At 65.3% G+C, this 19124-nt stretch carries 19 protein-coding genes; 4 read left to right on the forward strand and 15 right to left on the reverse strand.

Features of this window, described 5'->3' with window-relative positions; genetic code table 11:
* Positions 1–990, reverse strand: a 990-nt coding sequence (mreC, locus tag B2R83_RS01225) for a rod shape-determining protein MreC (protein ID WP_292037864.1), incomplete at its 3' end; no start/stop codon positions are given.
* Positions 991–1112: 122 nt separating this feature from the next.
* Complete coding sequence (locus tag B2R83_RS01230; RefSeq protein ID WP_027865858.1) at positions 1113–2156, reverse strand: rod shape-determining protein; 1044 nt, start codon at positions 2154–2156, stop codon at positions 1113–1115.
* A 312-nt stretch (positions 2157–2468) separates the two neighbouring features.
* On the opposite strand from B2R83_RS01230, the gene gatC reads away from it, so the two are divergent.
* From gatC to gatB, 3 genes are read left to right on the forward strand one after another with little or no spacing between them, the layout of a single operon-like run.
* The gene (gene gatC, locus B2R83_RS01235) at positions 2469–2768 is read left to right on the forward strand and encodes an Asp-tRNA(Asn)/Glu-tRNA(Gln) amidotransferase subunit GatC (protein WP_027865859.1); all 300 of its coding nucleotides are present in this window, start codon (positions 2469–2471) and stop codon (positions 2766–2768) included.
* Positions 2769–2810: 42 nt separating this feature from the next.
* Complete coding sequence (gene gatA, locus B2R83_RS01240; RefSeq protein WP_292037866.1) at positions 2811–4286, forward strand: Asp-tRNA(Asn)/Glu-tRNA(Gln) amidotransferase subunit GatA; 1476 nt, start codon at positions 2811–2813, stop codon at positions 4284–4286.
* A 31-nt stretch (positions 4287–4317) separates the two neighbouring features.
* Positions 4318–5778: an Asp-tRNA(Asn)/Glu-tRNA(Gln) amidotransferase subunit GatB gene (gene gatB, locus B2R83_RS01245; RefSeq protein ID WP_292037867.1), complete on the forward strand. Its 1461-nt coding sequence runs from the start codon at positions 4318–4320 to the stop codon at positions 5776–5778.
* 59 nt (positions 5779–5837) lie between these two features.
* On the opposite strand, the gene pyrE is transcribed toward gatB, so the two are convergent.
* Positions 5838–6497: an orotate phosphoribosyltransferase gene (pyrE, locus tag B2R83_RS01250; RefSeq protein ID WP_209589676.1), complete on the reverse strand. Its 660-nt coding sequence runs from the start codon at positions 6495–6497 to the stop codon at positions 5838–5840.
* 138 nt (positions 6498–6635) lie between these two features.
* Here pyrE and B2R83_RS01255 point away from each other — a divergent pair, with 138 nt between their 5' ends.
* On the forward strand, positions 6636–7406 hold the full coding sequence (locus tag B2R83_RS01255; protein WP_027865864.1) for an exodeoxyribonuclease III: 771 nt from the start codon (positions 6636–6638) through the stop codon (positions 7404–7406).
* Positions 7407–7420: 14 nt separating this feature from the next.
* Here the strand turns inward: B2R83_RS01255 and B2R83_RS01260 are convergent, their stop codons facing one another.
* The 12 genes from B2R83_RS01260 to B2R83_RS01315 all read right to left on the reverse strand — a co-directional run bounded on the left by B2R83_RS01260 (position 7421) and on the right by B2R83_RS01315 (position 18892).
* Positions 7421–8395: a pseudouridine synthase gene (locus tag B2R83_RS01260; RefSeq protein WP_292037870.1), complete on the reverse strand. Its 975-nt coding sequence runs from the start codon at positions 8393–8395 to the stop codon at positions 7421–7423.
* Positions 8396–8407: 12 nt separating this feature from the next.
* Complete coding sequence (locus B2R83_RS01265; RefSeq protein ID WP_292037871.1) at positions 8408–9313, reverse strand: M48 family metallopeptidase; 906 nt, start codon at positions 9311–9313, stop codon at positions 8408–8410.
* Positions 9314–9443: 130 nt separating this feature from the next.
* Positions 9444–10061 (reverse strand): methionine biosynthesis protein MetW, encoded by a 618-nt coding sequence (gene metW, locus B2R83_RS01270; RefSeq protein ID WP_036210373.1) that lies wholly within the window; start codon positions 10059–10061, stop codon positions 9444–9446.
* A complete protein-coding gene (metX, locus tag B2R83_RS01275) occupies positions 10058–11212 on the reverse strand; it encodes a homoserine O-succinyltransferase MetX (RefSeq protein ID WP_292037872.1) in 1155 nt (384 codons plus the stop codon). The genes metW and metX overlap by 4 nt, the downstream gene beginning before the upstream one ends.
* 23 nt (positions 11213–11235) lie before the next feature.
* Positions 11236–13011 (reverse strand): phosphoenolpyruvate--protein phosphotransferase, encoded by a 1776-nt coding sequence (ptsP, locus tag B2R83_RS01280; RefSeq protein WP_292037873.1) that lies wholly within the window; start codon positions 13009–13011, stop codon positions 11236–11238.
* 41 nt (positions 13012–13052) lie between these two features.
* Positions 13053–13322 (reverse strand): HPr family phosphocarrier protein, encoded by a 270-nt coding sequence (locus tag B2R83_RS01285; RefSeq protein ID WP_027865870.1) that lies wholly within the window; start codon positions 13320–13322, stop codon positions 13053–13055.
* 52 nt (positions 13323–13374) lie between these two features.
* Entirely contained in the window at positions 13375–13782 is a 408-nt protein-coding gene (locus B2R83_RS01290) for a PTS sugar transporter subunit IIA (RefSeq protein ID WP_036210366.1), read from the reverse strand.
* 15 nt (positions 13783–13797) lie between these two features.
* On the reverse strand, positions 13798–14742 hold the full coding sequence (gene gshB / locus B2R83_RS01295; RefSeq protein WP_292037874.1) for a glutathione synthase: 945 nt from the start codon (positions 14740–14742) through the stop codon (positions 13798–13800).
* A gap of 207 nt (positions 14743–14949) precedes the next feature.
* Complete coding sequence (gene gshA / locus B2R83_RS01300; protein ID WP_036210361.1) at positions 14950–16251, reverse strand: glutamate--cysteine ligase; 1302 nt, start codon at positions 16249–16251, stop codon at positions 14950–14952.
* 141 nt (positions 16252–16392) lie between these two features.
* Positions 16393–17793, reverse strand: coding sequence for an ammonium transporter (gene amt / locus B2R83_RS01305; protein ID WP_292037875.1), 1401 nt, complete (start codon positions 17791–17793; stop codon positions 16393–16395).
* A gap of 11 nt (positions 17794–17804) precedes the next feature.
* Positions 17805–18143, reverse strand: a complete 339-nt coding sequence (glnK, locus tag B2R83_RS01310; RefSeq protein WP_027865875.1) for a P-II family nitrogen regulator — start codon at positions 18141–18143, stop codon at positions 17805–17807.
* A 17-nt stretch (positions 18144–18160) separates the two neighbouring features.
* Positions 18161–18892: a TorF family putative porin gene (locus tag B2R83_RS01315; protein WP_027865876.1), complete on the reverse strand. Its 732-nt coding sequence runs from the start codon at positions 18890–18892 to the stop codon at positions 18161–18163.
* Positions 18893–19124: the final 232 nt, after the last annotated feature.

Below are 19124 nucleotides of genomic sequence, written 5' to 3' on the forward strand. Positions count from 1 at the left end.
GCTCTTCCGATCTGGCCGGGCGGGCTGCGCGGGGACACCCTGCGGCGGCAGCGGCGCGGGCGCCAGCGGCGGCGCCGGGATCGGGGCCATGTCCGGCAGCTTGCGGCGCGCGGTGGTGGCGGCCGGCTTCGCGTCGGGCGCGGGCTTGGGCGGCAGGTTCGACTGCGACATGATGACCAGCAGCTGGCGGTTGCGGTCGATGCCGCCCAGCGGCTGGCCGACCACGCGCCCGAAGGTGCCGCCGGCCACGCTTTCGACCTGCACCACCTTGGCCACCGCCAGGCCGGCCGGATACATGCCGTCCAGGCCCGAGGTCACCAGCACGTCGCCCACCTGGATGTCGGCATTGGCCACCACGAAACGCAGGTCGAGCAGGCCGGACTGCCCGCGGCCATAGGCGATGCTGCGCAGGCCGCTGCGCAGCACCTGCACGGGAATCGCCTGGTCGCGGTCGGTCAGGAGCGTGACCTCGGAAGTGAACGGGAACACGCGCGTGACCTGGCCGACCACGCCCGCATGGTCGATCACCGGCAGGCCGGGCACGACGTCGTGACGCGAGCCGCGGTCGATCACGATGCGGCGCGTCGACGGGTCGCGTGCGTCGTACAGGATCTCGGTCATCTGGGCCTGGACCGGCAGGTGCTGCTTCGCATCCATCAGGCGGCGCAGCTGCGCGTTCTCGGCCATCTGGAGCTGGGCCTGCTGCAGCAGGCGCGACTGCGCCAGCTGCTGGGTCTTGAGCTCGTTCACTTCCTTCTGGAGCGAGGAAATCGAGGAGAAGTAGCCGGCCATGTTGCCGAGCGCCTCGCGCGGCATCAGGGCGGCCATCTGCAGGGGGTAAAGGACGGTGGCGGCCACCTGCCGCACCGAGCTCAGGGTCTGGTAGCGGGCATCGACGACCAGCAGCACGACCGAGATCAGGGCGAAGACGATCGCCTTGACCCGCGCCGGGGCACCCTGTTTGAAAAGCGGCGGAGGACTGTATTCCATGTCCTGGTTGGCGTCCTGTCTAGACCGGGCGGCATGCCAACGTCAAGGCGGGCAGAGGCGCACGATGCTTCCGTACGCCCTGCCCGCCGAGACGCTTCCAGCGCCGCCCGTATCCCGTATTCTTATTCGTAGGAGAAGATCGAGCCCAGCTTGTCCATGCGCTCGAGCGCCATGCCGGAGCCGCGCACCACGCAGGTCAGCGGGTCTTCCGCCACCAGCACCGGCAGGCCGGTCTCCTCCATCAGCAGGCGATCCAGGTCGCGCAGCAGCGCGCCGCCGCCGGTCAGCATCATGCCCTTCTCGGCGATGTCGGCGCCCAGTTCCGGCGGAGCCTGTTCCAGCCCGTTCTTGACGGCCGAGACGATGTTGTTGAGCGGGTCGGTCAGGGCTTCCAGGATCTCGTTCGAGGAGATCGTGAACGAACGCGGGATGCCTTCGGACAGGTTGCGGCCCTTGACTTCCATTTCCTTGACTTCCGAGCCCGGGAAAGCGGACCCTATTGCCTTCTTGATCGCTTCCGCGGTCTGCTCGCCGATCAGCATGCCGTAGTTACGGCGGATGTAGTTGACGATGGCTTCGTCGAACTTGTCGCCGCCGACGCGCACCGAACCCTTGTAGACCATGCCGCCCAGCGAGATGATGCCGACTTCGGTGGTGCCGCCGCCGATGTCGACCACCATCGAGCCGGTGGCGTCCGAGACCGGCAGGCCGGCGCCGATCGCGGCCGCCATCGGCTCTTCGATCAGGTAGACCTGCGAGGCGCCGGCGCCGAGCGCCGATTCGCGGATCGCGCGGCGCTCGACCTGGGTCGAACCGCAGGGCACGCAGATGATGATGCGCGGCGACGGGCGGAAAAATTTCGAATCGTGCACCATGCGGATGAACTGCTTCAGCATCTGTTCGGTGACGGTGAAGTCGGCGATCACGCCGTCCTTCATCGGGCGGATGGCTTCTATGTTGCCCGGCACCTTGCCCAGCATCTGCTTGGCTTCCTTGCCGACCGCCTGGATCGTCTTCTTGCCGTTCGGGCCGCCTTCCTGGCGGATCGCGACGACCGACGGCTCGTCCAGGACGATGCCCAGGCCGCGCACGTAGATCAGGGTGTTGGCGGTACCGAGGTCGATCGCCAGGTCATTCGAGAAGTAGCTGCGTAAAGAACCAAACATGTGTGTCCTGATTGCGCGCGGGGCGCGCGTCGAAAATTGATCGGGATTGTCCTCGCCGCACAGGCATCGTGCCTCGCGGTCTTTCCTGCGGCGGGCGGTCTCGCAGCCCGACAGCGCATTAGCCCGCCATTCTACCTTATAATTTGTCGATTAAATGCTGAAAACGGGTGGTTTTACCCCCCATTTCCAACGCGAGATCGGCGGTGTTACCAAGGTTTTATCGGACGTAGCAGACCGTTCGCTGACCGCTTGCCAACTTTCGTTATTAGCCCAACCACATTTTGCACGCGGCTTGACGCCGCGCCCTTTGCCATGTCCCTGACACTTTCAGACGTAAAACGCATCGCCAACCTGGCCCAGCTCGAAATGGACGAAGCCCACGCCGAAACCGCGCTGGCCGAGCTGAACGGCATTTTCGCCCTGGCCGAGCAGATGCAGGCGGTGGACACGACCGGCGTTGCGCCATTGTCGCAGCCCTTAGCAAGCATCATGGCGCTGCCGCTGCGCCTGCGCGACGACGTGGTCACCGAGGAGAACCGCCGCGAGGACTACCAGGCGCCGGCGCCGAAGGCGCAGGACGGCCTGTACCTGGTGCCGAAGGTCATCGAGTAATCCGGCACACTCGCACGCAACCGCTTTTCACAAGACACGCACATGCACAACAAGACCATCAAAGAGCTGTCCGCGCTCCTGCAATCGAAGCAGGTTTCGAGCGTCGAACTCACCAGCCACTACCTCGACCGCATCGAAGCGAGCAGCCACAACGCCTTCCTGCACCTGGACCGCGAACGCACCCTGGCGCAGGCCGCCAGCGCCGATGCCCGCATCGCCGATGGTTCGGCCGGCCCGCTGACCGGCGTGCCGATCGCGCACAAGGACATCTTCGTCACCCGTGGCTGGCGCACCACAGCCGGCTCGAAGATGCTGGCCAATTATGAAAGCCCCTTCGACGCCACCGTGGTCGAGCGCTTCCAGCGCGCCGGCATGGTGACCCTGGGCAAGGTCAACCTCGACGAATTCGCGATGGGCTCGGCCAACGAGAACTCGGCCTTCGGCGCCGTGAAAAACCCCTGGGATCCGCTGGCGGTGCCGGGCGGCTCCTCGGGCGGTTCGGCCGCCGCGATCGCCGCGCGCCTGGCGCCGGCCGCCACCGCGACCGACACCGGCGGCTCGATCCGCCAGCCGGCCGCCTTCTGCGGCGTTACCGGCATCAAGCCGACCTACGGCCGCGTGTCGCGCTTCGGCATGATCGCCTTCGCTTCCTCGCTCGACCAGGGCGGCCCGATCGCCCAGACCGCCGAGGACTGCGCCCTGCTGCTGAACGAGATGATCGGCTTCGACGAGCGCGATTCGACCAGCCTGACGGTCGAACAGGGCAACGTCGCCGAAGACTACACCCGCGACCTGAACCAGCCGCTGAACGGGCTGCGCATCGGCGTGCCGAAGGAATACTTCGGCGAAGGCCTGGCGCAGGATGTCGAGCAGGCGGTGCGCGCCGCATTGGACGAATTCGTCAAGCTGGGCGCCACCCTGGTGGAGATCTCGCTGCCGAAGACCGCGCTGTCGATCCCGACCTACTACATCATCGCCCCGGCCGAAGCCTCGTCGAACCTGTCGCGCTTCGACGGCGTGCGCTACGGCCACCGCGCTAGCGAGTACAAGGATCTGCAGGACATGTACCGCAAAACCCGCGCCGAAGGCTTCGGCCGCGAGGTGCAGCGCCGCATCATGGTCGGCACCTACGTGCTGTGCCACGGCTACTACGACGCCTACTACGTGCAGGCGCAGAAGATCCGCCGCCTGATCGCGGACGACTTCCAGGCCGCGTTCGCCGACAAGTGCGACGTGATCATGGGCCCGGTGGCGCCGACGGTGGCCTGGGATCTCGGATCGAAGGCGAACGACCCGGTGGCGAACTACCTGGCCGACATCTATACCCTGTCGACCAGCCTGGCGGGCCTGCCGGGCATGTCGATCCCGGTCGGTTTCGGCCAGGGCGAGAAGAACGCCAAGCGTCCGGTCGGCCTGCAAATCATCGGCAACTACTTTGCCGAAGCCAAGCTGCTGAACATCGCGCACCAGTACCAGCAAGTGACCGACTGGCATACCCGCGCCCCGGAAGGCGTCTGATCCGACCGACAGAACACAGAGAGAACACATCATGCAATGGGAAGTCGTCATCGGTCTTGAGAACCACGTGCAGCTCACGACCAATTCGAAAATCTTCAGCGGCAGCTCGATCCGCTTCGGCGCCGAGCCGAACACCCAGGCCAGCCCGGTCGACCTGGCGCTGCCGGGCGTGCTGCCGGTCCTGAACCGCGGCGCCGTCGAGCGCGCGATCCGCTTCGGCCTGGCCGTGGGCGCTAGAATCGCGCCGCAATCGGTCTTCGCCCGCAAGAACTACTTCTACCCCGACCTGCCGAAGGGCTACCAGATCAGCCAGTTCGAAGACCCGGTGGTCCAGGGCGGCACGATCAGCTTCGCCTACGAGAAGGACGGCAAGCTGGAGACCAAGACCGTCAACCTGACCCGCGCCCACCTCGAGGAAGATGCGGGCAAATCGCTGCACGAAGACTATGCCGGCATGAGCGGCATCGACCTGAACCGCGCCGGCACGCCCCTGCTCGAGATCGTGTCCGAGCCGGAGATGCGCAGCGCGGCCGAGGCGGTGGCTTACGCCAAGGCCCTGCATTCGCTGGTCGTGTGGCTGGGCGTCTGCGACGGCAACATGCAGGAAGGCTCCTTCCGCTGCGACGTCAACGTCTCGGTGCGCCCGGTCGGCCAGAAGGAATTCGGCACCCGCTGCGAGATCAAGAACCTGAACTCCTTCCGCTTCATGGAAGAAGCGATCCACTACGAGGTGCGGCGCCAGATCGAGCTGATCGAAGACGGCGGCAAGGTGATCCAGGCGACTCGTCTCTGGGATCCCGACAGGAAGGAAACCCGCTCCATGCGCACCAAGGAAGACGCGCAGGACTACCGCTACTTCCCGGACCCGGACCTGCCGCCCCTCGTCATCCAGCAGGACTGGATCGAGCGCGTGAAGGCCGAGATGCCGGAACTGCCGGGCGCCCTGCGCGCGCGCTTCACCGGCGAATACGGCCTGCCGGAATACGACAGCCTGGTGCTGACCTCCTCGAAAGCGATGGCGACCTACTACGAGGCCGTGGTGCTTGCGGCCGGCAAGGAAAACGCGAAAGCCGCCGCCAACTGGATGATGGGCGACGTGTCGTCGACCCTGAACCGCGAAGGCGTCGAGCTGGACGACTCGCCGGTGTCCGCCGCCCAGCTGGCCCTCTTGCTCAAGCGCATCGCCGACGGCACCATCTCGAACAAGGCCGGCAAGGAAGTGTTCGCCGCCATGTGGGAAGCCAAGTCGCTTGATGAGAACCTGGCCGACACCGTGATCGAGCAGAAGGGCCTGAAGCAGATCTCGGATACGGGCGCGCTGGAAGCGATCGTCGACGACGTGCTGGCAGCCAATGCCAAGTCGGTCGAGCAGTACCGCGCCGGCAAGGAAGCCGCGATCAACGCCCTGATCGGCCAGACCATGAAGGCCTCGAAGGGCAAGGCCAATCCGGCCCAGGTGACCGAGCTGCTGAAGAAGAAATTGGCAGGCTGACGAAGCTGCTGGAGCAAAAAAATACCGGAGCATGCTCCGGTATTTTTTTGCCCGCAGGTTCAGACCCCGTAGCGCGTGCGGTAGGCCGCCACCGCGTCCTTGTGCGCGCCCAGCTCGGCGCCGCCCGCGTTCGAGAGATAGGTGAACAGGTCGTCCAGGTTGGCGATCGAGATCACCGGGATGCCGAATTCCTTCGACACCTGCTGCACCGCCGAATGCTCGGACAGCGCGCCGTCCTTGCCGGAACGTTCCATGCGGTCGAGCGCGATCAGCACGGCGGCCGGTTCGGCGCCGGCGGCGCGGATCATGTCGACCGATTCGCGCACCGAGGTGCCCGCCGAGATCACGTCGTCGATGATCACGACCTTCCCTGCCAGCTTGGCGCCGACGATGGTGCCGCCCTCGCCGTGGTCCTTGGCTTCCTTGCGGTTGTAGGCGAAGGAGGTGTTGCGGCCCTTGGCGGCCAGCGCCACCGCGGTCGCACTGGCCAGGGTGATGCCCTTGTAGGCCGGACCGAACAGCATGTCGAATTGCACACCCGAATCGAGCAGGGTCTGGGCGTAGAACTGGGCCAGCTGGCCCAGCGTCGCGCCGTCATGGAACAGGCCGGCGTTGAAGAAGTACGGCGACTGGCGCCCGGCCTTGGTGGTGAATTCACCGAAGCGCAATACCTCGGCCTTCACCGAAAACGAAATAAACTCCTGGCGCAGATCGCTCACGTGCTTCTCCCAAAATTTCGAAAGCACGTATTGTAACGTCCTTGCCGCGCCATTCCGGCGTCCGGCAAAACACGCTACACTGTCGCGCTCCCGCGCCGCCCTGCCGCGTCGCTCCGCATTGTTACCTTGACTAGATCCATGCCACGAATTATCTCCGCGAACCTGAACGGTATCCGTTCCGCCCACAAGAAAGGTTTCTTCAACTGGCTCGCCACCCAGTCCGCCGATTTCATCTGCGTGCAGGAACTGAAGGCGCAGCAGGCCGACATGACCGAGGAATTCCTCGCGCCCCACGGCTACCACGGCCACTTCCACTACGCGGAGAAGAAGGGCTATTCGGGTACCGGCGTCTACAGCCGCGTCGCGCCGGACAACAAGCGCATCGGCTTCGGCTGCATGGAATTCGACGCCGAAGGCCGCTATACCCGCTGCGATTTCGGCAACCTGACCGTGATTTCGGTGTATTGCCCGTCCGGCTCCTCGTCGCCGGAGCGCCAGCTGGCCAAGTTCCGCTTCATGGAGGTGTTCCTGCCGCACCTGCAGGAGCTGAAAGCGGAAGGCCGCGAAGTCGTGATCTGCGGCGACTGGAATATCGCGCACAAGGAAATCGACCTCAAGAACTGGAAGAGCAACCAGAAGAATTCCGGTTTCCTGCCGGAAGAGCGCGCCTGGATGACCCGCATCTTCGACGAAATCGGCCTGGTGGACGTACACCGCAGGGTGGCGCCGGATGCCGCCGATTACACCTGGTGGAGCAACCGCGGCCAGGCCTATGCCAAGAACGTGGGCTGGCGCATCGACTACCACGTCGCCACCCCGGGCATCGCGGCGCGCGCCAAGTCGGTGTCGATCTACAAGGACGAGAAGTTCAGCGACCACGCCCCGCTCATCATTGATTACGATCTCTAATAGTTAGGCGCGATTCATAAGCCAAGCTTCTGAATCCGCGCCCCACCTGCAGCTTCAGGCCAGTCGAGCCGGAAGCCGCTCTCGAAGCGGCGCGGCCGGCCGTCCAGCGGATCCTCGAAAGCGATCGAGCGCGCCAGCAGCTGCAGCGGCGCGCTGAAATCGTCGCCCTTGCAGGGCAGCGCCACCGGGTAAAAGGCGTCGTTCAGGATCGGCGCGCCGAGCGCGGACAGGTGCAGGCGCAGCTGGTGCTTGCGGCCCGTGTGCGGGTGCAGCCGGTAGTGCGCCACCTCGCCGCGCCGCTCGATCAGCTCGACCAGGGTTTCCGAATTCGGCTCGCCCGGCACTTCCGCGCTCACGAAGAACTGCTCCGCGTCCTGCATGCGGCTGCGGTAGGTGAAGGGGAATTCCCGGCCCTCGATCGGGCCTGCCAGGGCCTCGTAGACCTTGGTCACCACGCGTTTCTGGAACATCGACTGGTAGGCGCCGCGCGACGCCGGATTGTGCGAGAAGATCACCACACCCGCGGTCTCGCGATCCAAGCGGTGGATCGGCACCAGGTGCGGCAGATCGAACTGCTTCTTCAGGCGCACCAGGAGGGTCTCGTGCAGAAAGCGCCCGGTCGGGATGGTCGGCAGGAAGTGCGGCTTGTCGGCCACCAGCAGGTGCTCGTCCTGGAACAGCAACCGTTCCCGGAACGGGATCGGGGTTTCGGCTTGTTCCAGCTCGCGGTAGTACCAGATGCGCATGCCCTGGCGCACCTGGCTGCCGGCCGCAAGTGCGCCCCCTTTCGCATCGACGATCTCGCCGCGCGCCAGGCGCCGCGCCCAGGCGACTTCCGGCACGTCGGGAAAGCGTTCGGCGAGAAACCGCAGCATCCCGCCGGCCCGGGTCTCGGTGATCCACAGGTAGCTGGGCGCGACGCCCTCGCGGGTCGGCAAGGGAACGACAGCGTTGGCTTCGGCCTGGTGCCCTTTCCTGCCTTTACTCATGCACTCCAGCCATCAACGCAGGGCGACATTGGTCTGGTAAGGCGGCAGCTTGGCGACCGTGGTGCCCTTGGCGCGCGCGTACACCGGCAGCAGCACGTTCATGTGCGCCTGCATCTCGCTGATGCGGCTCTCGCCGCCCGGGTGGGTCGAGAACACCTCGATCGGCGCGCGCTGGTTCAGCGCGGCCATCTTGCGCCACAGCGCGATGCCGGCGCGCGGGTCGTAGCCGGCGCGCGAAGAGATGTCCAGGCCGACCAGGTCGGCCTCGCGCTCGTCGTCGCGCGAGAACTTCAGGCCGGCGAACTGGGCGCCGTAGCTGGCGATCGTGCCGGTGATGCCCGGGTCGATGCCGAAGATGCCCGAGATCAGGGCGCCGCCAACCCGGGCGCCCATGTTGGTCAGGCCCTGCTTGGCCATTTTTTCGCGGCTGTGCTCACGCAGGGCATGGGCGATTTCGTGCCCCATCACGGCCGCCACTTCGTCGTCGGTCAACTTCAGCGAGCTCAGGATGCCTGTGAAGAAACCGATCCGGCCGCCCGGCATGCAGAAGGCGTTGACATCCTTCGAGTCGATCAGGTTGACCTGCCACTGCCACTGGGTCGCATCCTGGTTCCAGCGCGCGGTGTACGGAATGATGCGCTTGGCGATGGCGCGCAGGCGCTGGACTTCCGGATGCGAGGCCGGCAGCAGCACGCCTTTCTGTTGCGCCTGGCTCATCATTTGCGTGTATTGCTGCGCCGCCGCTTCGTTGAGTTGTTCCGCTGGAACCAGCTTGCTCAGGCGCGAGAGCGGCCTGACCTTGATGCCATCCTGGACCGTCGTATTGCGGTCGTCCTGCGCCACGGCATGGCCGACGCCGGCCGTACCGAATGCGGCGAGCAGGGCAAAGCTGGCGGCCAAGTGTTTAAGTTTTGTCATTCGTCACCGATAGGCTGTTCTTAGCAGCACTATCTCCAAGGAAAGTAACGGGTTGAAAGCACTATAGCGCCGATCATCGCGGATGGCGGCCGGCTCGACAAGCCGCCACCGCACATAAGAAGCTATCCGTTCACGCTACCACGCCGGTTTTCTTGCGCAGACGAAATACCGCCAGGCTGCCGCGCAGGTTGGGCAGGAAGCTTACCGGCCGGCCTTCGGCCAGCGCCACGAATTCCAGCACTTCCAGCCCGCACTTCTCGGCCAGGTCCTTGAAGTCGTGGATGGTGGCGTAGCGTACGTTGGGCGTGTCGAACCACTGGTAAGGCAGCGTGCGCGAGACCGGCATCCGGCCGCGAATCAGCGCTACGCGGTGCGGCCAGTAGGCGAAGTTCGGGAAGGAGACGATGGCTTCCTGGCCGACCCGCACGATGTCGCGCAGGCGCGCCTCGACGTGCTGCATCATCTGCAGCGAGGACAGGCACAGCACCACGTCGAAGGCGTTGTCGCGGAACAGGTCCAGGCCCTGTTCCATGTCGTGCTGGATCACGCTGATGCCGCGCTGGGTGCTCTCGAGCACCTTGTCGTCGGCGATCTCGACGCCGTAGCCGGTGCAGCCCTTGCTCAGCTCGAGGTAGCGCAGCATGGCGCCGTCGCCGCAGCCGACGTCGAGCACGTGGGCGCGCTCGCGCACCCAGTCGGCGATGAAGGCCAGGTCGGGCCGCAGGGCGTTCAGGTCGTTCAGGTTCATGCGGCCTCCTTGCCTGCGAGTTCGAGGGCAATGCGGTCGTAATAGGCGCGCACCACCGCCATGTAGCGCGGGTCTTCCAGCAGGAAGGCGTCGTGGCCGTGCGGCGCGTCGATCTCGGCATAGGTGACCTTGCGCCGGTTCGACAGCAGCGCCTCCACGATCTCGCGGCTGCGCTCGGGCGAGAAGCGCCAGTCGGTGGTGAAGGAAGCGATCAGGAACTGGGCCTTGGTGCCCTCGAGCGTCTTGGCCAGATCGCCGCCGTGGACGCGCGCCGGGTCGAAGTAGTCGAGCGCCTTGGTAATCAGGAGGTAGGTGTTGGCGTCGAAGTATTCCGAGAACTTGTCGCCCTGGTAGCGCAGGTAGGACTCGATCTCGAAGTCGATGCCGAAATCGAATTTGTAGTCGTTGCTCTCGGCCGCGTTGCGCAGCTTGCGGCCGAATTTCTCCGCCATGTCGTCGTTCGACAGGTAGGTGATGTGGCCGACCATGCGCGCCACCTTCAGGCCGTTCCTCGGCACCATGCCGTGCTCGTAGAAGTCGCCGCCGTGGTAGTCCGGGTCGGTCAGGATGGCTTGGCGCGCCACGTCATTGAAGGCGATGTTCTGGGCCGACAGCTTGGGGGTGGAGGCGATCACGATGCAGTGGCGCAGGCGCTCGGGGAACATGATGCTCCACGACAGCGCCTGCATGCCGCCGAGCGAGCCGCCCATCACGGCCGCGAAGCAGTCGATGCCGAGGCGGTCGGCCAGGCGTGCCTGCGCCGCCACCCAGTCCTCCACCGTCAGCAGCGGGAAGGCCGCGCCATAGGGCTTGCCGGTGGCCGGATTGGTGTGCATCGGCCCGGTCGAGCCGAAGCAGGAGCCGAGGTTGTTCACGCCGATCACGAAGAAACGGTTGGTGTCGAGCGGCTTGCCGGGCCCGACCATGTTGTCCCACCAGCCCTGGCTCTTGGGCTGGTCGGCATAGGTGCCCGCCACGTGGTGCGAGGCGTTCAGCGCGTGGCAGACCAGGACCGCGTTCGACTTGTCGGCGTTCAGGGTGCCATAGGTTTCATACATCAGCGTGTAGTCGCCGATGCTGGCGCCGCTTTGCAGGCGCAGCGGCTCGGCGAAGTGCATCGCCTGTGGTGTGACGTTTCCGATCGATCCCATGGAAGCTGTGGAGGTGTTTCTTGTCAGAGTGTTTGGAGCTGCTCGACCGCGCTGGCGATGTCGTTCGGCTCGATCGAGCGCAGGATGCGGCGCGTGCGGGTGGTGATCGCGGACAGGTCGCTGTTCAGGATTTCCTGCTTCACCGACAGCAGCTGCGCCGGGTGCATCGAGAATTCGCGCAGGCCCATGCCCAGCAGCAGGCGGGTGAGCTTGGTGTCGCCCGCCATCTCGCCGCACACGGCGACGTCCAGGCCGGCCTTCTGGCCGGTGGCGATGGTCTGGGCGATCAGCATCAGGACCGCCGGGTGCAGCGGATTGTACAGGTGCGCCACTTCGTAGTCGACGCGGTCGATCGCCAGCGTGTACTGGATCAGGTCATTGGTCCCGATCGACAGGAAGTTCATGCGCTTGACGAACATCGGCAGCGCCAGCGCGGCGGCCGGGATCTCGATCATGGCGCCGACTTCCACTCCCGGATCGTACTTGACGTTCTCTGCGCGCAGCTGGGCCTTGGCCTGCTCGATCATGGCGAGCGTCTGGTCGATCTCGAAGGCGTGCGCCAGCATCGGGATCAGGATCCGCACCTTCCCGTAGCACGAGGCGCGCAGGATCGCGCGCAGCTGGGTCAGGAACAGCTGGGGCTCGGCCAGGCAGTAGCGGATCGCGCGCAGGCCCAGTGCCGGGTTGAGGGCCGTGTGCTCGGTCGGGTCGAGCGGCTTGTCGGCGCCGACGTCGAGGGTGCGGATGGTGACCGGGCGGCCCTTCATCGCCACCACCGCCTTGCGGTACTGCTCGAACTGCTCGTCCTCGCTCGGGATGCGCAGCGCATTTCCGAGTCCGCCGCGGCCCATGAACAGGAACTCGGAGCGGAACAGGCCGACGCCCATCGCGCCGGCATCCAGCGCGGCCGGGCAGTCGTCCGGCAGCTCGATGTTGGCCAGCAGCGTGACCGGGGTGCCGTCCTTGGTCACCGCCGGGGTCTTCTTGAGCTTGAGCAGGCGCTTGCGCGCCTTGATCAGGGCGGCCTGGCGCGCGCGGTACTGTTCCAGCACCAGCTGGCTCGGGTTGCAGATCACCACGCCGGCGTCGCCGTCGATGATCACCCAATCGTCCTGCTCGACCAGGCGCGAGGCCTGGCTCATGCCGACCACCGCCGGGATGTCGAGCGAGCGCGCGACGATCGCCGTATGCGAGTTCTGGCCGCCGACGTCGGTGACGAAGCCGACGAAGGCCTGGGCGCTGCCTTCCCGGTCGCGGAAGGCCAGCATGTCGGCCGGCGAGATGTCGTGGGCCACCACGATCATCTGCGGCGGCGCGTGGTCCTCGCCCGCCAGCGGTGGCGGAATCTCCAGCGCGGTGCCCATCAGGACCTTCAGCACCCGCTCGGCGACCTGCTGGATGTCGTGCTTGCGCTCGCGCAGGTACTCGTCCTCGATCTCGTCGAACTGGCTCGACAGCTCGTCGATCTGGGTCACCAGCGCCCATTCGGCGTTGTAGTGGCGGGTGCGGATGATGTCGAGCGGCGCTTCCGAGATCATCGGGTCGGACAGGATCAGCGCGTGCACGTCGATGAAGGCGCCCAGTTCGGTCGGGGCGTCCTTGGGCAGCTCGGTCCACAGGGCCTGCAGGCCGCGGTGCACCTCGGCGATGGCGTGCTGCAGGCGCGCGACCTCGGCCTCGACCTGTTCTTCCGGGACCAGGTAGTGCTTGACGTCGAGCGCGGCCGGCGTGAGCAGGTGCGCGCGGCCGATCGAGATGCCGCGCGAAACCGGAATGCCGTGGAGCGTGAACGATGCCATCGAGGGTCCCGTGTGGCGGGGAGCTGCCGCTTCGCGCGGCATTACTCGCCTTCGCCGAACTTGTCGTTGATCAGGCCACCCAGGGCGGCGATGCATGCTTCTTCGTCGGGACCGTCGGCCTCGAGCAGCACCTTGGCGCCCTTGCCGGCGGCGAGCATCATGACGCCCATGATCGACTTGGCATTGATGCGGCGGCCGTTACGGGTGAGCCAGACGTCGCTCTTGAACTTGGCGGCCAGCTGGGTGAATTTGGCGGAGGCGCGGGCGTGCAGGCCCAGCTTGTTGATGATCTCGAATTCCTGTTGAATCATGTTCTCGCTTATTGTCTCGTTTTATGCGCGTGGCCAAAAAGGGATGGGGTGTTCAGCTCGATCCGACGCGGATGCGGTTATCCACCCGCACGGCGCCGTTCTGGGCGCCGGCCAGGGCCATTTCCACGACCACGTCGAGGGTGTCGCGGCGGTAGGTGATCGCACGCAGCAGCATCGGCAGGCTGATGCCGGCGATGACTTCCACGTGGCCGGCGTCGGCCAGCGAGTTGCAGCAGTTGGACGGGGTGCCGCCCTTGATGTCGGTGATGACCAGCACGCCGTCGCCCTCGTCCAGGCGCGCGATCGCCTCCTTGGCCAGGGCGTTCACCTGGGCCAGGTCCTGGTCGGCGGTCACGTCGATCGCCTCGAAGCGCTCGGTGGGGCCACGGAATACGTGGGCCACCGCGGAGATGAATGCCTGGCCCAACGGAGCGTGGGTCATCAGCAGGATGCCTACCATGTCAGTGGATCTCGCTTACTTTGTTGCCTTCAGTTCGACCGCGTCGATGAACATCGCGGCCACGTCGAATCCGGTCTGGTCGGCGATCTCCTGGAAGCAGGTCGGGCTGGTGACGTTCACTTCGGTCAGGAAATCGCCGATCACGTCCAATCCTACCAGCAACAGGCCGCGTGCCGCCAGTTCCGGGCCGATGGCCTCGGCGATCTCGCGCTCGCGCGCGGTGATCGGCTGCGCCACGCCCAGGCCGCCGGCAGCCAGGTTGCCGCGCACTTCGTTCCCCTGCGGGATGCGCGCCAGCGTGAACGGCACCGGCTTGCCGTCAATCACGAGCACGCGCTTGTCGCCCTGCTTGATGGCGGGGATGAATTTCTGCGCCATGATCGTATGCTTGCCGTTGCCGGTCAGGGACTCGATCACCGAACCCAGGTTCATGCCGTCGTCCTTGACGCGGAAGATGCCGGCCCCGCCCATGCCGTCGAGCGGCTTGAAGATCACGTCGCCGTGCTTCTCGTGGAAGGCGCGCAGCCGCGCCGCGCTCGAGCTGACCAGGGTCGGCGAGGTGTACTGGCTGAACTGGCCGATGGTGAGCTTCTCGTTGTGGTCGCGGATCGCGCCCGGGCGGTTGACCACGCGCGCGCCCTGGCGCTCGGCCAGCTCCAGCAGGTAGGTGCCGTACACGTATTCCATGTCGAAGGGCGGGTCCTTGCGCTCGATCACAGCGTCGAAGAACGAAAGCTCCACGCTTTCCGGCCGGTCGGCGCGGTACCACTCATCGGCTTCGCCGGTAAGGTGGATGCGCGTGACGACCGCCGTCACCACGCCCTCTTCCAGCACCATGTCGCGCTGTTCGAAGGCGTAGATGGCGTGGCCGCGCCTGGCGGCTTCGCGCATCATCGCGAAAGTCGAATCCTTGTAGATCTTGAACGTGGAGAGCGGGTCGGCGAGGAAAGCGATTTTCATGGGGCATCCATGGCAGGAGATACCCTGATTTTAGCCGGAAACGCGAAAGCTCGCGGACGAGCCCCGCCGGAATGCCGTCCAGCCGCCCCGAAGCTACCCATACTGCGAGGGTCAGGTCTGACATTCGGACACGAACTGAGCAATACAACTTTGTCCATGCTCGAGCTCGTGTCTGAATGTCAGACCTGACCCCGGTATGTTTTCGGATTAATAAACTTCCGGATTCGGATCGGTGCGCTCGAGCTCGAGCGAGGCTGCCAGCAGGCCCAGGCGCGCCACCACGCCGTACACGTAGAAACGGTTCGGCGCCGCCGTGCCCGGCTTGGCTTTCAGGTCCGGTACCGCGTGCTGCTGGGCAAAGGCCAGCGGCACGTACTGCGAGCCCGGTGCGTTCAGGTTCTGGTCGATGCCGCGCTCGGCGTGCACGCGGTAGAAGCCGCCCACCACGTAGCGGTCGATCATGTACACCACCGGCTCGGCCACCGCGTCGTTGATGGATTCGAAGGTCGGTACGCCCTCCTGCACGATCATGTCGGTGACCGCCACGCCATCCTTGATGACGGTCATCTTGTTGCGCTGGGCGCGGCTCAGGTCGCGCACCTCGCTGGCGTCCTTCACCGTCATGACGCCCATGCCGTAGGTGCCGGCATCGGGCTTGACGATCACGAAGGGCTTCTGCTCCTTCATGCCGTATTCCTTGTACTTCTTCTTGATCTTCGAAAGCAGGGCCGAGACGGCATCGGCCAGCTGCTCGGTGCCGACGTCCTGCTGCAGGTCGATTTCGCCGACCTTGCTGTGCAGCGGGTTGACCAGCCAGGGGTCGATCTCGATCAGCTTGCCGAACTTCTTGGCCACTTCGTCGAAGGCCTTGAAGTGGTTGCTCTTGCGGCGCAGCGCCCAGCCGGCGTGCAGCGGCGGCAGCAGCGACTGCTCGTGGATGTTTTCCAGGATTGAAGGGATGCCGCTCGAAAGGTCGTTGTTCAGCAGGATGGTGCAGGGATCGAAATCGGCCAGGCCGACGCGGCGGCCGTTCGGCGACCGCACCAGCGGCTCCACCACCAGCATGTTGCCGTCAGGCAGCGCCAGCGGCGTCGGCTGGGTGACGTCCGGCGACAGCGAGCCGAGGCGCACGTGCAGGCCGGTCTGGCGGAAGATCTGCATCAGGCGCGCCACGTTCTGCAGGTACATCGGGTTGCGCGTGTGGACTTCCGGGATCATCAGCAGGTTGCGTGCGTCCGGGCAATACTTGTCGATCGCGGCCATGGCGGCCTGCACCGTCAGCGGCAGCATCTCGGTCGACAGGTTGTTGAAGCCGCCCGGGAACAGATTGGTGTCGACCGGCGCCAGCTTGTAGCCGGCATTGCGCAGGTCGACCGAGCAATAGAACGGCGGCGTATGCTCCTGCCACTCGAGGCGGAACCAGCGTTCGATGGCGGGCGTGGCTTCGAGAATCTTCTTTTCCAGGTCCAGGAGGGGACCGGTCAGGGCGGTGGCGAGGTGCGGAACCATGGTGTGGACGTCCTAGTAGTGGCTTATTCGAATTATATCGGTAGCCTTAGGTATGGACGAATATCCTTATTTAAAGTCCGCATACTTGTCGTAAACGTAAAAAGGCGCCCATGCGGGCGCCTCCCTTGGAACGTCGCGCGCTTACAGGTGGTAAGCCGACTCCCCATGGCTGGTGATGTCCAGCCCTTCGCGCTCGGCATCGGCCGGTACGCGCAGGCCCACCACCACGTCCACCAGCTTGAAGGCGATGAAGGCCACCAGCGCCGACCACACGATGGTCACGCCGACCGCCTCGGCCTGCACCAGCAGCTGCCCGGCGATCGAGTAATCCGGCGAGGCCTTGTTGGCGACGTAGTCCCAGACACCCTGCCCGCCCAGCTGCGGCGCCGCGAACACGCCGGTCAGCAGCGCGCCCAGGATGCCGCCCACGCCGTGCACGCCGAACACGTCGAGCGAGTCGTCGGCGCCCAGCAGGCGTTTCAGGCCGGTCACGCCCCACAGGCAGACCACGCCGGCCAGCAGGCCCATCACCAGCGCACCCATCGGCCCGACGAAGCCGGCGCCCGGGGTGATCGCCACCAGGCCCGAGACCGCGCCCGACACCGCGCCCAGCAGCGAAGGCTTGCGCTTGAAGGCCCACTCGCCGAACATCCACGACACGGCCGCCGCGGCGGTCGCCAGCAGGGTGTTGATGAAGGCCAGCGCGGCCACGTCGCCCGCTTCCAGCGCCGAGCCGGCGTTGAAGCCGAACCAGCCCACCCACAGCAGCGAGGCGCCGATCATGGTCATGGTCAGCGAGTGCGGGGCCATCGATTCGCGGCCCAGGCCGATGCGCTTGCCGATCACATACGCGCCGACCAGGCCGGCCACCGCCGCATTGATGTGCACCACGGTGCCGCCGGCGAAGTCGAGTGCGCCGTGCTGCCACAGGAAGCCGGCATTCTCGGTGACGCTCGCCAGGCTGGCGGCATCCGAAATCGCATCCGGGCCGGCCCAGAACCAGACCATGTGGGCCACCGGCAGGTAGCCGAAGGTGAACCAGATCACCATGAACAGCAGCACCGCCGAGAAGCGCACGCGCTCGGCGAAGGCGCCGACGATCAGGCCGCAGGTGATGGCGGCGAAGGTGCCCTGGAAGGCCACGAAGATGAACTCGGGGATCATGGTCTCCTTGCTGAAGGTGGCGGCCTGGCTGAAGGTGCCGGCCGCGGCGTCATAGATGCCGTTCAGGAAGACGCGGTCGAAGCCGCCGATGAAGGCGTTGCCCTGGGTGAAGGCCAGCGAGTAGCCGTACAGGCACCACAGGACGATGATCAGCGAGAACACCATGAACACCTGCATCAGCACCGACAGCATGTTCTTGGCGCGCACCAGGCCGCCGTAGAACAGGGCCAGGCCCGGGATCGACATCATGATGACCAGCAGCGTGGCGACGAACATCCACGCGGTGTCGCCCTTGTTGACGGTGGGCGCGGCGAGCGCCGGCAGCGCCAGGCCGGCTGCAGCGAGGCCGGCGAGGACTTTGGTAACGGTATGCTTCATTCGGCTTCCCCTTAGAGTGCGTCGTTGCCGGTCTCGCCGGTACGGATACGGATGACCTGGTTGAGGTCGGCCACGAAAATCTTGCCGTCACCGATCTTGCCGGTGCGGGCAGCGCCCGAGATGGCGTCGATCACCTGCTCGACCACGGCGTCGTCGACGGCCGCTTCGATCTTGATCTTCGGGAGGAAGTCGACCACGTACTCCGCGCCGCGATACAGCTCGGTGTGGCCTTTCTGGCGGCCGAAGCCCTTCACTTCGGTCACGGTCATGCCCTGTACGTTGATCTCCGACAGCGCTTCGCGGACTTCGTCCAGCTTGAAGGGCTTGATGATGGCGGTAATCATTTTCATGGTATTGCCTCGCTATTTCAGAAAGTTTTGGACACGCTCAGCACGGCTGCCGACTTGCCCAGGTTTTCGCCTTCCGGGCTCAGGTAGGCCTTGGTATTGCCCTTGACCCAGGCCAGCGACACGGTCGCCACGCCGAAGTCCTTGCTCAAGCCCACCTTGTAGTCGGTGTACGAGAAAGCGCTGTTGTTGTTTACTTCCTGGCGCCCCGCGTGCAGGTTCAGGAACACGCCCTCGTAGACGTCGATGTCGGCGCCCAGGTCCAGGTAGCCGCTGCGCTTGCTGTTGGCGGTGCCGAACAGGTTGGTGGTCGAGTGCGAATACTTGACGTAGGCCGGACCGAATCCCAGGCGCGCATACAGTTCGAAGGTGTTGGCGCGCGGGCTCAGGTCGTTCGACGGATACCAGTAGTACAGGCCGCCGACGTCATAGGTGAGGTTCTCGCTCAGGTTGCCGCGCTTGCCGCCGTAGACGTCCCATTCGATGTCGCCGTCGCCGCCGAGGTCTTTCGTCCATTTGATGGTGGACAGCCAGGTGCCCACGTACAGGCCGGTCGGGCCGTGCACGTAGTCGACGCCGCCCTGCAGCGCCGGATCCAACCGGGTTTGCGACAGGCCGCGGTAACGGTAGTCGCTGGTGATGGCGGCGTTGTAGCTGATTTGATGCTCAGGAGCAGCTTCTTGCGCAAACGCAGGAACACTCGACAAGGCCAGCACGGCCAGGCTTGCTGCTGCAATGGTGTTGCACTTCATGACATTCCCCTTATTTTCAACAGCTGCGTTCGACGGCTGAACCGTGGCGCGGGCTGTTGCGGTTTACAATCTGGTTTGCTACACGCCTGCCAACTCTTTAGCAGGATGTGTGCCAGCTTGAAAAAACCACCGAAAGGGCGACGGAGTGCTGCTGGAATGCTTGTTTTCTCAGCCATCCGCCCCATTTGCGATTCGAATAACGGGGGAAACCCTTGCGCCAGGCATCCGCCGC

This window comes from Massilia sp. UBA6681 (assembly GCF_002454935.1).
Classification (GTDB): domain Bacteria; phylum Pseudomonadota; class Gammaproteobacteria; order Burkholderiales; family Burkholderiaceae_D; genus Telluria; species Telluria varians.

Bases quoted from the DNA above. Each gene is read 5' to 3' on its own strand.
- B2R83_RS01230 (WP_027865858.1), bottom strand. From the start codon at position 2,156: ATGTTTGGTTCTTTACGCAGCTACTTCTCGAATGACCTGGCGATCGAC.
- gatC (WP_027865859.1), top strand. From the start codon at position 2,469: ATGTCCCTGACACTTTCAGACGTAAAACGCATCGCCAACCTGGCCCAG.
- gatA (WP_292037866.1), top strand. From the start codon at position 2,811: ATGCACAACAAGACCATCAAAGAGCTGTCCGCGCTCCTGCAATCGAAG.
- gatB (WP_292037867.1), top strand. From the start codon at position 4,318: ATGCAATGGGAAGTCGTCATCGGTCTTGAGAACCACGTGCAGCTCACG.
- B2R83_RS01255 (WP_027865864.1), top strand. From the start codon at position 6,636: ATGCCACGAATTATCTCCGCGAACCTGAACGGTATCCGTTCCGCCCAC.
- B2R83_RS01260 (WP_292037870.1), bottom strand. From the start codon at position 8,395: ATGAGTAAAGGCAGGAAAGGGCACCAGGCCGAAGCCAACGCTGTCGTT.
- B2R83_RS01265 (WP_292037871.1), bottom strand. From the start codon at position 9,313: ATGACAAAACTTAAACACTTGGCCGCCAGCTTTGCCCTGCTCGCCGCA.
- metW (WP_036210373.1), bottom strand. From the start codon at position 10,061: ATGAACCTGAACGACCTGAACGCCCTGCGGCCCGACCTGGCCTTCATC.
- metX (WP_292037872.1), bottom strand. From the start codon at position 11,212: ATGGGATCGATCGGAAACGTCACACCACAGGCGATGCACTTCGCCGAG.
- ptsP (WP_292037873.1), bottom strand. From the start codon at position 13,011: ATGGCATCGTTCACGCTCCACGGCATTCCGGTTTCGCGCGGCATCTCG.
- B2R83_RS01285 (WP_027865870.1), bottom strand. From the start codon at position 13,322: ATGATTCAACAGGAATTCGAGATCATCAACAAGCTGGGCCTGCACGCC.
- B2R83_RS01290 (WP_036210366.1), bottom strand. From the start codon at position 13,782: ATGGTAGGCATCCTGCTGATGACCCACGCTCCGTTGGGCCAGGCATTC.
- gshB (WP_292037874.1), bottom strand. From the start codon at position 14,742: ATGAAAATCGCTTTCCTCGCCGACCCGCTCTCCACGTTCAAGATCTAC.
- gshA (WP_036210361.1), bottom strand. From the start codon at position 16,251: ATGGTTCCGCACCTCGCCACCGCCCTGACCGGTCCCCTCCTGGACCTG.
- amt (WP_292037875.1), bottom strand. From the start codon at position 17,793: ATGAAGCATACCGTTACCAAAGTCCTCGCCGGCCTCGCTGCAGCCGGC.
- glnK (WP_027865875.1), bottom strand. From the start codon at position 18,143: ATGAAAATGATTACCGCCATCATCAAGCCCTTCAAGCTGGACGAAGTC.
- B2R83_RS01315 (WP_027865876.1), bottom strand. From the start codon at position 18,892: ATGAAGTGCAACACCATTGCAGCAGCAAGCCTGGCCGTGCTGGCCTTG.